At 41.7% G+C, this 12763-nt stretch carries 12 protein-coding genes; 7 read left to right on the forward strand and 5 right to left on the reverse strand.

The window, feature by feature from the left end; genetic code table 11:
- Positions 1-258: 258 nt before the first annotated feature.
- Positions 259-1650, reverse strand: coding sequence for an amino acid permease (locus PluTT01m_RS11205; RefSeq protein WP_011146416.1), 1392 nt, complete (start codon positions 1648-1650; stop codon positions 259-261).
- 1066 nt (positions 1651-2716) lie between these two features.
- Here PluTT01m_RS11205 and stlC point away from each other — a divergent pair.
- From stlC to stlE, 3 genes are all read left to right on the forward strand, one after another.
- Complete coding sequence (gene stlC, locus PluTT01m_RS11210) at positions 2717-3664, forward strand: stilbene biosynthesis aromatase StlC (protein ID WP_011146417.1); 948 nt, start codon at positions 2717-2719, stop codon at positions 3662-3664.
- Positions 3665-4813, forward strand: a complete 1149-nt coding sequence (stlD, locus tag PluTT01m_RS11215; protein WP_011146418.1) for a beta-ketosynthase StlD — start codon at positions 3665-3667, stop codon at positions 4811-4813.
- A gap of 79 nt (positions 4814-4892) precedes the next feature.
- Positions 4893-5135 (forward strand): stilbene biosynthesis acyl carrier protein StlE, encoded by a 243-nt coding sequence (stlE, locus tag PluTT01m_RS11220; RefSeq protein WP_011146419.1) that lies wholly within the window; start codon positions 4893-4895, stop codon positions 5133-5135.
- Between the two features lie 74 nt (positions 5136-5209).
- On the opposite strand, the gene ydgH is transcribed toward stlE, so the two are convergent.
- Positions 5210-6163 carry a DUF1471 family protein YdgH gene (gene ydgH, locus PluTT01m_RS11225; RefSeq protein ID WP_011146420.1) on the reverse strand — a complete coding sequence of 318 codons (954 nt, stop codon included), beginning with the start codon at positions 6161-6163 and terminating at the stop codon, positions 5210-5212.
- A 523-nt stretch (positions 6164-6686) separates the two neighbouring features.
- Between ydgH and pntA the strand changes: the two genes are divergently transcribed.
- Together pntA and pntB are read left to right on the forward strand one after the other, a co-directional pair.
- Positions 6687-8216 carry a Re/Si-specific NAD(P)(+) transhydrogenase subunit alpha gene (gene pntA, locus PluTT01m_RS11230; protein ID WP_011146421.1) on the forward strand — a complete coding sequence of 510 codons (1530 nt, stop codon included), beginning with the start codon at positions 6687-6689 and terminating at the stop codon, positions 8214-8216.
- Positions 8217-8226: 10 nt separating this feature from the next.
- Positions 8227-9615 carry a Re/Si-specific NAD(P)(+) transhydrogenase subunit beta gene (gene pntB, locus PluTT01m_RS11235; RefSeq protein ID WP_011146422.1) on the forward strand — a complete coding sequence of 463 codons (1389 nt, stop codon included), beginning with the start codon at positions 8227-8229 and terminating at the stop codon, positions 9613-9615.
- Between the two features lie 128 nt (positions 9616-9743).
- Here pntB and PluTT01m_RS11240 read toward each other — a convergent pair whose 3' ends face one another.
- From PluTT01m_RS11240 to PluTT01m_RS11250, 3 genes are all read right to left on the reverse strand, one after another.
- Positions 9744-10040, reverse strand: a complete 297-nt coding sequence (locus PluTT01m_RS11240; protein ID WP_011146423.1) for a type II toxin-antitoxin system RelE/ParE family toxin — start codon at positions 10038-10040, stop codon at positions 9744-9746.
- The gene (locus tag PluTT01m_RS11245) at positions 10028-10318 is read right to left on the reverse strand and encodes a CopG family ribbon-helix-helix protein (protein WP_036806311.1); all 291 of its coding nucleotides are present in this window, start codon (positions 10316-10318) and stop codon (positions 10028-10030) included. Before PluTT01m_RS11245 ends, PluTT01m_RS11240 begins: the two co-directional genes overlap by 13 nt.
- Before the next feature lie 113 nt (positions 10319-10431).
- Complete coding sequence (locus PluTT01m_RS11250) at positions 10432-11457, reverse strand: HoxN/HupN/NixA family nickel/cobalt transporter (RefSeq protein ID WP_011146424.1); 1026 nt, start codon at positions 11455-11457, stop codon at positions 10432-10434.
- A gap of 492 nt (positions 11458-11949) precedes the next feature.
- Here PluTT01m_RS11250 and PluTT01m_RS11255 point away from each other — a divergent pair, with 492 nt between their 5' ends.
- Both PluTT01m_RS11255 and PluTT01m_RS11260 read left to right on the forward strand, forming a co-directional pair.
- Positions 11950-12252: an urease subunit gamma gene (locus tag PluTT01m_RS11255; protein WP_011146425.1), complete on the forward strand. Its 303-nt coding sequence runs from the start codon at positions 11950-11952 to the stop codon at positions 12250-12252.
- A 91-nt stretch (positions 12253-12343) separates the two neighbouring features.
- Positions 12344-12733, forward strand: a complete 390-nt coding sequence (locus tag PluTT01m_RS11260) for an urease subunit beta (protein WP_011146426.1) — start codon at positions 12344-12346, stop codon at positions 12731-12733.
- Positions 12734-12763: the final 30 nt, after the last annotated feature.

The raw sequence follows: 12763 nt of genomic DNA on the forward strand, positions 1-12763 counted from the left end.
ATCAGGAATACATCTATCAACATAGTCGCTTTGAAAATCATCTTGATTTGCTCCTTCAACACGGGGTGAATAATTTTAGAATTCGACAAAAATTGATTAAATAATCATACCCATCGAGTTGCATTAACAAAATTAGTTACAACATACTTTTAGAGATAACACTAACAAAAATATGATAGAACAACGAAAAACTAAACAAACTGCTATATGAAAATCCAGAAAGCCATTACAGGGGAATAATGGCTGGATCTGACGGGATTACTTGATTAGCAACCCAGTGGCAGGGATTGCTGTTATCAGCAATGCGGTAATAGTGAGCTTTTCAGCCAGATGTAAGCTATTTTTCTGCGGGTTTTGGCGGCGTGCATACAAAAAAACAATAAGACCTGGTGCATAGAGAACAACAGACAATAGCAAATTCATCAAACCGGATGCATAAAGCAGCCATATGCCATAAATGCATGCTCCAACAGCAATGAGTAATAACCCCTTATTGCTACGATCAAAAGCGACTTTTAAAAGAAATGCCCCGACAAGGAAATAGGGCACTAAAATCATTTCGGATGCAATTGTCAGCAATGAATTGTAGTTGCTTCCACTCAACCAGATCAAAACCAGAGAGAGTTGTACAGCGCCATTAGTGAACCACAATGAAGATGATGGCGCATTATTGCGGTTTTGCCGGTTAAATACTTTTGGAAAAGAGCCGTGTTGGGCAGCGATAAATGGCACTTCTGCGGCCATGATTGTCCAACTCAGATAAGCCCCACAGACGGAGACAATCAATCCGGCAGCAATAATGATTTCACCGGCGGAGCCAACAAGCCCCACCATCAGGTTGGCCATTGATGGATTGCGCATTGCTGCTAACTCAGGTCGTGGTACTAATCCAAGGGAGAGTAGGGTGACCAAGATGTATATTGTTAACGCCGCAACGACAGCCAGCATGGTTGCAATACCCACATCTGTCCGTTTTTTCGCTCTGGCTGACACCACAACAGCACCTTCAATACCAATGAAAACCCAAAGGGTAATCAACATGGTATCTTTTACTTGTTGCCAGACAGGAACCCCTAAATCGATGCCTTTAAAGTCGAAATGAAAGATGTCCATTTTGAAAGCAATGGCGGCAAGTATGATGAAAGCACCTAAAGGCAGCAATTTTGCCATTGTCGCCAATTTGTTGATTCCGGCTGCGGTTTGAACGCCGCGGAGTACTAACCAATGTACGAACCAGAGCAGAATAGATTCTCCCAATAGGGACTGCCAAGTGTTGCCGTCACCAAAGATGACAATGCCCCCTTTATCAGTAAAGAAGCTCAGGGCGGCAAAAACGATAACCAGATAAGAAACATTGGCAACGACTGCGCATAACCAATATCCCCAGGCAGAACAGAAGCCTATTAGTTCACCAAAGCCCTCTTTGGCATAAGTGAAAATCCCTCCATCAAGATCCGGACGAAGACGAGAGAGCAGTAACAGTGCGATCGCCAGGAACAGGATACCGACACTTGTTATTCCCCAGCCGATCATTAACGCTGCCGGGCTGGCGATTTCAGCCATATTCTGCGGTAAGCTGAAAACACCCGCACCGACCATAGAGCTGAGTACCAGCGCAGTAAGCGCTGTGAGACCTAGTTTCTTTTCCAAAAATATGTTCCTAATATGACATAAACTGCATTATTAACCAGTTCATTATCCTGATCATAAAGATGAACTGGGTATCGGGTTTTTATCGCTTCCAAGCTGTACAGAACGGAGAAACAGACTGATTGAACCTAGAAATAGGGGGGGATTCTACGAAGGGTATGAGCTGGATGCAATGGTTTTCTATGCAAATAACTATAAAATTTATGCATTGTTTGATGGTGAGTTTGGGTGTGGTGAGATGCAATTTATTTTTATAAGCTGATATGCGTTATTTTTATAATGCTGTTTATTGTACTAAGGTAAATAGGTAATAAGCATGAATTACTATGGTGTTATTACTAATTAAGTAATTTTTATTTTAATTTTTTCGATCGATCTCAAAATTTAATAAAATAGTTGTGAAAAATAAAGTTTTACCTCTAATTTTCATTTTTTTATGTAATATTACTGCTAAGTAATAATCATCTCTTGTTTTCATGTCAGATTATTAAATTAATCTATTGGATATGTAATTTCATAATGTTATGGATATCTTATCAAATTAAAACATATGGAATGTTTTTTTAATTTATTGATTTTATTTAAATATTTTTTTGATTTTAATTGATTTTGTGAATTTTATATTCAAGTTAATATATTTTTCATTGATTTTTCTATCAGTAACTAATTAAATTTCCACAATGTGATATAAAACTAATCTTATATAAAAATAAAAAAATCATGTTGACAACGACTGTTTTGATTTATATTGTTTGTGAAAATATTACTCTGCGATTTATTAACTTATTTTTCTTGTATACCTTATGGATTTAAAGATGCATCGCGACGGCAAGGGAGTAAATCCCCGGGAGCATAGATAACGATGTGACTGGGGTGAGCGAGTGTAGCCAACAAAGAGGCAACTTGAAAGATAACGGGTATATATGTTTTTAATTTTCAGGAATGATTATATGTACGTATACCAAAAAATATTCTCAGATGGTTAGGGGATAGCTGTCATTCAAATTTTTATCTTTTAGGTGCCGATGAATGGCTCAGTATTAAATATTCATAAAGGTTAGAACATATGAAACGTGTTCTTGTAGTGTCGTATTCCCAAAGCGGCCAATTGATCGAGGTGGTAAAAAGCTTAATTTCACCCCTGCAAGAGTCTGACGAGATATACATCCGTGAAGTTATTCTGAAACCGATTCCTGAATTTGAATTTCCCTGGAAGTTTTCTAAATTTGTTGATGTTTTCCCAGAAACAGTGCAGTTACATCCGCCTGAGCTAGCGCCTTTGAATCTGGAAGACGAAGAACCTTTTGATTTGGTCATATTAGGCTACCAAGTTTGGTATTTATCACCGGCTCCTCCGATAGTGGCATTTCTTAAGAGTGAAGAAGGAAAGCGTTTACTTAATGGTCGACCAGTGGTGACAGTTATTGCTTGCCGAAACATGTGGTTGATAGCTCAAGAAACTGTCAAAAGATTGTTGCATGAAAGTGGAGCGTATTTGCGTGATAACGTGGTCTTTGTTGATAAAGCAAACTTTTTTGCGACAGTATTCACAACCCCGATATGGCTAATGACAGGAAAAAGACAGCCATTCCCTAACTTACCCCGGGCGGGTGTATCGGAGGAAGACGTTAAAGATGCTACACGTTTTGGTGATGCATTGTTGGCAGCGCTCAAAACGGATAAAGAGAAAGTTGATGCTCCAATGTTGAAAGGTATGGGAGCGGCGGTTGTCGACCAAGCTTTTATTTTCGGTGAACGTGCGGCACATCGAGGATTTAGATTTTGGTCTGGGTTGATTTGCCGTGTGGGCAAACGAGGGATATGGGTAAGACGCTCTTTATTAGCGTTGTTTGTAACCTATTTGATATTGATGGTACTGGTTGTTTTTCCTATTTCAGTGGTTGTGCGCCGTTTGCTTTCCCCATTACTAAAAGAACGTCTTAATGAATTACAGAAATACTATGAACAACCTTCTGGTTCTGCCCGCTATGATGATAAGGAGATAAATAAGTAAATGAGTAACAACGTTTATATCACTAAAGTTTCCGCGTTTATGCCGGGAAACCCGATAGATAATAATACAATGGAATCTGTCCTTGGTTTTGTTGGTGGTCGTCCATCAAGATCTCGTCATATAGTCCTTCGCAATAATGGGATCAAATATCGCCATTATGCACTGGATCCAGAGACCGGTGAGGCAACTTATACATCTGCTCAACTAGCGGCTGAGGCAGTAAAAGGTTTGGTTGATGAACACTTCTCTTTAGACGATATGCAAAGTCTGGCAGCAAGCAGTGGTACTTCTGATCAAATTATACCGGGTCATGGTGTCATGGTTCATGGAGAGCTCAAAAATAAACCCTGTGAAGTTATCTCAACTTCCGGTGCTTGTGCTGCGGGTATGACAGCGATGAAATATGCTTATTTGTCCGTTCTTTCAGGAGCGACAAGTAATGCGGTTTCAACAACGTCGGAAGTACCTTCCACTGTATTGCATGCCCGCAATTTCCAGAGTGAAAACGAAGCTCGGGTTGCAGAACTGGAACGACGCCCTGAAATCGCTTTTGAAAAAGATTTTCTGCGTTGGATGCTTTCTGATGGTGCCGGCGCTGCTTTACTTGAAAATAAACCTCGACCTGATGGTGTTTCATTACGAATTGATTGGATAGATATTTACTCTTTTGCTAATGAGCAAGAGACATGTATGTATTCAGGTGGAGAAAAGTTAGCAGATGGCAGTTTGAAAGGTTGGGCTCAAATGAGTCAGGCTGATTGGCTTGCATATTCTGTTTTCTGCATCAAACAAGATGTCAGATATTTAAATGAGAGGGTCGTTAAATTCACACTTACCGAACCATTGAGACGGATAGTTGCTGATCGTAACTTATCTTCAGAATCTATTGATTGGTTCTTGCCTCATTACTCATCTGAATATTTCCGCATGAAATTTTCCGAGGGTCTTGACGATATTAATTTTAGTATTGAACAAGAGCGTTGGTTTACTAACTTAACAGTGAAAGGAAATACCGGATCGGCTTCTATTTATATCATGTTGGATGAGCTTATGAAGTCGGGTAAATTGAAGAAAGATCAGCGTCTGTTATGTTTTATCCCTGAAAGTGCCAGATTCACAGGAGCATTCATGCATCTGACGGTTGTGTAAATATTTAATCTTAGTGTTAATGAAGAATGGGGAAACAACCTGTTTCCCCTTGTAATTGGTACATCTAGGAAAATACAGCGTGGAAAATTTAGAGAATCGCGTCAAAAGTGTTGTTGCAGAACAACTTGGAATACCTGAAACCCAGATTCTTAATACACAAACATTCGAGGAATTAGGTGCCGACTCGTTAGATAATGTTGAACTGATTATGGCTCTAGAAGAGCATTTCGGGATAACTATTGATGATGAAGAAGCGGAAAAAATAGTGACGATACAGAACGCCATTGATTGTATCGGTTCAAAGTTGGAATCCGCTAACTAATTTGAAGAACTTTATTATCTTTACAAATAAAAAAAGCACATATGATGGTCATGTGTGCCTTTTTTTGTTTTTGATTATTTGAACAGATCTGCACTGATAGTGGAGGTTCCACCACTGGATTGCCATTCACGGGTAATATGATAGTACTTAGCACCTTTAGCCGCGGCACGTTTAGCCACTTCATAAGAAACATCAGGCATGCTGTTGTAGTAACCTGAAAAGGTGATGGAATCAAAAGGAACCATCTGAGCAGCGCTGACTTTATTTAATTCTTGGATTTTTGTGCCATCAGGAAGAGTTACAGTGTAGCGTTTGCCTTTAGAATACTGGGTTTCAAAGAAGCGGCCAACAGAATTACTGGTTGAAGTTGAAGAGGCTAAACCAGGAATTTCTACTTTCTTAGCTGATTCGCCACCAGCAGCCAATGCAATACGTCCAGAATCGGAATCTGCCGGGATAACGGCTTCATCAGCCTGAATTTGGCGTTTTGGTGCATCATCTTTATAAACATAAGCTGTCACCGTCTGATTACCGCCATCATTGATTGCAACCTGACGAACAATAAAGAAAGCCGCAGCGCCTTTTTTCTTAGCTTCTTTGGCAATGGCTTCATTCAAATCGGGTTCATTGTCGTAAAAGCCGTTAATAGTGACCGTATCGAATGGTTCCAACGTTACAGCTTCTGCTTTGGGTAATTCTTTGATGCCGCGGAACAGACGATATTTAGGTGAATTATCAATTTTCTCTGCATCTTTGTGATACAGATCAGCTGTAACGCGCAGATTGCCGCTATTATTTAGATCGTCAAGGCTTTGGATATAAAACCCATCTGCACCCATTTTGTCTGCACGACGGGAAACCGCATCGGCAGCTTCATAAATAGCATTAAAAGGGCCTGTAACTGTAATACGTTTAAATGGTTTCAGCTCTGCTGCTTTCTCCGGGGATAACTCCTGAGCTGCTTGAACAGTGGTAATACCCGTTAATGAGAGTACCGCTGCTGCAATGATCGTTGTTTTCAGCTTCATAAAAAATCCTTCCACCTTGCGCATTAAATAGTTGTAACTTGCTGAACATGGTTGTGCATCACATAGCCGATAATTATTACATGTAATAATAGCTAATGTCCCACGAATTTATGCTATCAGTATGAATGAATGCAAGTTTAAGGGTAGAGCGCCATAAGTTTTTATCAACATAGCGGGTAGTCCAGTTAAAATAGCCCTATTGAGATAGGCAGTTAGTTATTTTTTTACGCATTAGTTATCTATCATCGATAATATTTTCAATTTGTTATCAAAATATTTGTTGATAGATTTCACTGATGGCAGTAATAAAGTTAATAGTCATAAAGTTAATTTATACTCTATGGATTTCGAGGTGCATCGCGACGGCAAGGGAGCGAATCCCCGGGAGCATAGAGAACTATGTGACCGGGGTGAGTGAGTGCAGCCAACAAAGAGGCAACTTGAAAGATAACGGGTATAGTCGCTAAATTGACTGTAGCAAGCAATAATCATCATTAATCTTAGGCTTTAGGAAGGGAACATTATGCGTATTGGTGTACCGAAGGAGCGACTTGCCAATGAAGCACGTGTTGCAGCCACACCGAACACCGTGGAACACCTGCTGAAATTGGGATTTAATGTCGTTGTTGAGAGTGGAGCAGGGCATTTAGCCAGCTTTGAGGATAGTGCTTACCAACAAGTAGGTGCTGAAATTACTGATCGTCATAATATCTGGCGTTCAGATATTATTTTAAAGGTTAATGCTCCTGAGGATGATGAAATAGCATTAATGAGAGAAGGGAGTACGTTGGTTAGTTTTGTTTGGCCAGCGCAAAACCCTGAGTTATTGCAGAAGTTATCAGACCGCAAAGTCACGGTGTTGGCGATGGATTCAGTGCCGCGTATTTCCAGAGCACAGTCGCTGGATGCATTGAGTTCTATGGCAAATATTGCTGGTTATCGTGCAATAGTTGAAGCCGCTCACGAATTTGGTCGTTTCTTTACGGGTCAGATTACTGCGGCAGGAAAAGTTCCGCCAGCCAAGGTGATGATTATTGGTGCCGGTGTTGCGGGTTTAGCTGCTGTGGGTGCAGCGGGCAGCTTGGGTGCGGTTGTTCGTGCATTTGATACTCGTCCTGAAGTTAAAGAACAAGTTCAGAGCATGGGGGCGGAGTTTCTTGAGCTGAATTTTGAAGAAGAGGCCGGTAGTGGTGACGGATATGCAAAAGTCATGTCCGAAGCCTTCATTAAAGCGGAGATGGCGCTTTTTGCTGAACAGGCAAAAGAAGTTGACATCATTGTGACAACGGCACTTATTCCGGGAAAACCAGCTCCACGCCTTATCACCAAAGAGATGGTTGAATCCATGAAGCCGGGTAGCGTGATTGTTGATCTGGCCGCTCAGACCGGAGGAAACTGTGAATTAACGCAAGCAGATAAATTGGTGATTACTGCAAATGGTGTGAAAATTATTGGTTACACAGATTTGCCAAGTCGCTTGCCAACACAATCTTCACAACTCTACGGCACTAATTTGGTTAATTTGCTGAAATTACTGTGTAAAGAGAAAAATGGCGAAATCAATATTGATTTTGACGATGTTGTTATTCGTGGCGTGACAGTTGTCAAAGAGGGCGAAATGACCTGGCCGGCACCACCCATTCAAGTTTCGGCCCAGCCGCAGGCAAAACCGGCATCAATTAAAGCAGAAAAGCCAGCGGCGAAACCCGTTTCACCTTGGTTGAAATATGGTTTATTGGCATTGGCGGTTATCTTGTTCGGTTGGTTAGCCAATGTTGCGCCAAAAGAGTTCTTATCTCACTTTACTGTTTTCGCGCTGGCTTGTGTGGTGGGTTATTACGTGGTCTGGAATGTCAGCCATGCGTTGCATACACCGTTAATGTCGGTCACTAATGCCATTTCGGGGATTATTGTCGTTGGGGCGTTATTACAAATTGGTGATGGTGGATGGGTAAGTTTCTTCTCATTTATTGCTGTTCTTATTGCCAGCATTAATATCTTCGGTGGCTTCACTGTCACTCAACGTATGCTGAAAATGTTTCGTAAGGACTAAGGGGTAACTAATGTCGAGTGGAGTCGTTACAGCAGCTTATATTGTTGCCGCCATTTTATTTATTTTCAGCCTGGCAGGTTTATCTCGTCATGAAAGTTCTAAACGCGGAAATATTTTTGGTATCACCGGAATGGCAATCGCATTGATTGCAACTATTTTCGGGCCTGATACCGGAAGTGTTGTCTGGGTTATTCTGGCGATGGTGATCGGTGCGGTGATTGGTATTCGTCTGGCAAATAAAGTTGAAATGACTGAAATGCCGGAGCTGGTTGCTATTCTGCACAGTTTTGTTGGTTTAGCCGCCGTGCTGGTCGGTTTTAATAGCTTTATTGCTCACGATAGTTTTGCAGAACCTGTGATGGAAAATATCCATCTAACAGAAGTCTTCTTAGGGGTTTTCATTGGTGCGATTACCTTCACCGGTTCTGTTGTGGCATTTGGTAAATTATGTGGAAAAATTTCCTCTAAGCCGTTGATGTTGCCAAATCGTCATAAATTAAATCTTGCCGCGCTTGTGATCTCCTTTGTGCTGTTGATTACCTTTGTGAAAACGGACAGTACAGGGCTGCAAGTGTTCACGTTATTGCTTATGACAGCAATTGCATTGGTATTTGGTTGGCATTTGGTTGCTTCCATCGGTGGTGCGGATATGCCAGTGGTGGTTTCAATGCTGAACTCTTATTCGGGTTGGGCCGCAGCAGCAGCGGGTTTCATGTTGAGCAATGATTTGTTGATTGTAACGGGTGCACTGGTTGGTTCTTCGGGGGCGATTCTCTCTTACATCATGTGTAAGGCCATGAACCGCTCTTTTATCAGTGTGATTGCCGGCGGGTTTGGTACGGATGGTTCTTCAACCGGTGATGATCAGGAAATGGGTGAGTACCGTGAAACCACAGCGGAAGACGTTGCTGAACTATTGAAAAACTCAACTTCTGTTATCATCACGCCGGGATATGGTATGGCTGTTGCACAGGCGCAATATCCGGTACATGACATCACAGCCAAACTGCGGGAGAAGGGAGTCAATGTTCGCTTTGGTATTCATCCCGTTGCGGGACGTCTGCCTGGGCATATGAACGTGCTGTTGGCAGAAGCAAAAGTGCCTTACGACGTTGTTCTGGAAATGGATGAAATCAATGATGATTTCTCTGATACCGATACCGTACTGGTTATTGGTGCCAACGACACCGTTAACCCTGCGGCACAGGAAGATCCCAACAGCCCAATTGCGGGTATGCCCGTTCTGGAGGTTTGGAAAGCACAAAATGTTGTTGTGTTCAAACGCTCCATGAACACAGGTTACGCTGGTGTGCAAAATCCACTGTTCTTTAAAGACAATAGCCAAATGTTGTTCGGTGATGCGAAGGCGAGTGTAGAGGAAATCCTGCGTGCACTGTGATTTTTTATCGTTGTAATTTACAAAACTCGGGTTGGGTTTTGCTGTCTCTCAATCATATTTTGATTGAGAGACAGAGATTACATCCGTTATTTACTTAATTTTCGGTTCATTAGTTATTAATGCTTAAGTTAGTGCTTATAGTTGATTTCTCGCTGGTGACGGATAGCCAAAATGTAACGCGTATTACTTCCGGGAAGTTCTCTGTATAACAATATATAGCCTGTACCACCAAAAGGGATAATTAACTCAAAGAGTGGATAAATTTCTGTTGGCCGTCCAGATAAGACGTTAGATTCCAGTGCTTGGATGTGTTTGCTAATGATACTAAGTGCCGACTTCGCAGCAACTGTATCGCGTTGATATAAGAAATCAATAAGACGATTTATATCCCTTGTTGCTGCGGGAGTGACTATTACAGATGGCATTCAGGTGGCTCCTTATCCTCGCCACGTACAATCGCATCCAGCCAATTACAAAGTTCACTGCCAGTTAAATGTAAACCGGTGGCTTCATATTCTAACCAAGCGTTTTCGGCATCACGTAAAAATTGTTGTCTGGCCTCCAAAGTATCAATTTCACTTTCGATTGAACGTACCATAAGCGAATGGGCAGAAATGCCTTGCGTGTCAGCCAACGCTTTAATGCGTGTTTTTAACCCTTCATCTAAGCGAAGGGTTATTGTCTGTTTCGTTTGTTTATGCATAACCTTTCTCACAATGATATCACTAGTAACACAAATGCTATCATTAGATAGCGAGCATAACAACATTTCAGGATGTAATACATCGCACGGTTATGTGAAGAGTTCTGCGTTTGTTATTTAATTTCCAGCGTATCGTACCCCCGCCAGCGATAATTCATCACTGATAAGGTCCAGAACAGAATGAAAATTCCGACGACCCAAAAACCAACATTGCCCATGTTATCGTTTAATGTCCCAATGGTATCCCAGAAAACGCCGTGCAAATCCCATTGCTCAGCAATAAGTCCAAGTGCTTCCAATCCACCAATGAACAGCGCTACGGCAACGGAAGCCGCGGTAATGGTCATGTTGTAGTAGAGTTTGCGTGTCGGTTGGGAAAATGCCCAACCATAGGCTCCCACCATCACAAAATTATCCAGTGAGTCAATGAGCGCCATACCGCTGGTAAATAGCGCCGGGAATACCATCAACGACCACAGAGGAAGTCCACTGAGAGAACCGGCGGCAGATATACTTAATAGCCCAACTTCGGTAGCGGTGTCAAAACCCAAGCCAAACAGAAAACCGACCAAATACATATGCCAGCTTTTGCTTACCAGCCGGAAGACTGAGTGAAACAGGCGCGTCATGATCCCCCCCGGCGTCGTTTCTAGTGTAGTTAAATCACTTTTAGCCAGATTTCTGCCACGTTTGATCTCCTGAAACTTCTGATAGACGCTTTTTAATATCAGTAAATTAATCAGGGCTATTGCTAGCAGAAAGCAGGCAGAAACTAAGGTACCAACAATGCCGCCATAGTCATGAACCCAGCCCATTTGATCTTTAAACGCCATAGAGGTTAGAACGATGGCGAAGCAGGCCAGAATAACAATGGTAGAGTGCCCAAGAGAAAAGAAAGCGCCGACGGCAATGGGTGATTTACCCTGTTGCATCAATTTACGGGTGACGTTATCAATTGCGGCAATATGATCAGCATCAACCGCATGGCGCAGTCCATAACCGTAAGCCAACAGGGCTACTCCCATCATAACCGCATGATGACGGAAAGCGATAAATGCCCAAATCCAAGCCAATATGTTGGCGGCAATCAAAACAACCAGAAGAGATACAGCACGTTTTTTATCCGTTGAATTATTCATATATGGAATACCTGTAAATCTGTAAATGTAAAACCCGCCTTACGGGTGATTGCTAGAAGTCAAAAAAAACAGTAAGTATTTTCTGACTTCATGACCTATAATTTTTTCACTAAGTAGGGGCATACTAATCAGCTTGTAATATTACTTTGGATAAACTTAAATAAGAGGTAAGAGGACTAACCTGTATTGAGAAGAATGATCTTAATTGACATATTATGCTCTTTGTGTCAAAGATTTTTTACTAAAAGATTATCTATACCCTATTGATTTCAAGATGTATCGCGGCGGCAAGGGAGCGAATCCCCGGGAGCATAGATAACGATGTGACCGGGGTGAGTGAGTGCGGCCAACAAAGAGGCAACTTGAAAGATGACGGGTATAAATCAATATTCGGATAGGGACAGCAGCTTTTGAATAAAGTCTGTTGGAAAAATTGTATTAAGTTCTATATCCAATGGATTTCAGGATGCATCGCGACGATTAGGGGGTTTTATGCAATTAACACCAAGGGAAATCGAAAAACTCATGGTATATACACTGGCTGATGTCGCATTAAAGCGTAAGTCTCGCGGTTTAAAACTCAATTATCCTGAAGCCGTCGCAATTATTACTGCGGCTGCATTGGAAGGTGCCCGAGAGGGGAAAACATTGGAAGAAGTGATGGATGATTCCAGGCATGTTCTGACTAAAGAGGATGTGATGGATGGCGTTGCTGATCTTATTCCGCATGTACAGGTTGAAGCAATATTTACTGATGGTAGTCGTTTGGTCACGGTGCATGACCCCATTCAATAATTGTTGAAGCAAATTGTAAATAGCAGGAAAAATTATCTAGACAAAATATTAACTTATGTCTTGACTCACGTCTTAACGTGGAGATTTTCCGATGGAAAAAAATAATAAAGAAGATGTTACTCCGTTGGGGGGGTATATTCTGGCTAAAGACCCGATCTCCTTTAATGAAGATCGTCCGGTTATTCAATTAAGAGTTCGTAATTCAGGTGATCGCCCTATTCAGGTGGGATCTCATTTCCATTTTTTTGAAGTAAATAAAGCGTTGCAATTTAATCGTGCGGCTGCGTTTGGTAAACGACTTAATATCACAGCAACAACTGCTATTCGTTTTGAACCCGGTGATGAAATCGAAGTGTCATTAATCCCGATTGGTGGGAAACAAAACGTTTATGGATTTAATAATTTAGTCGATGGTTGGGCGGGTAAAAGTCCGGTTGCTATTGATGAGCCTGTGGAGACAACCTGGTTACATGCCGGGTAGTAGAATCGAATAAATTCAAGGTAGAGTTGA

The sequence above is a fragment of the Photorhabdus laumondii subsp. laumondii genome (assembly GCF_003343245.1).
In the GTDB taxonomy this organism is placed as follows: Bacteria; Pseudomonadota; Gammaproteobacteria; order Enterobacterales; family Enterobacteriaceae; genus Photorhabdus; species Photorhabdus laumondii.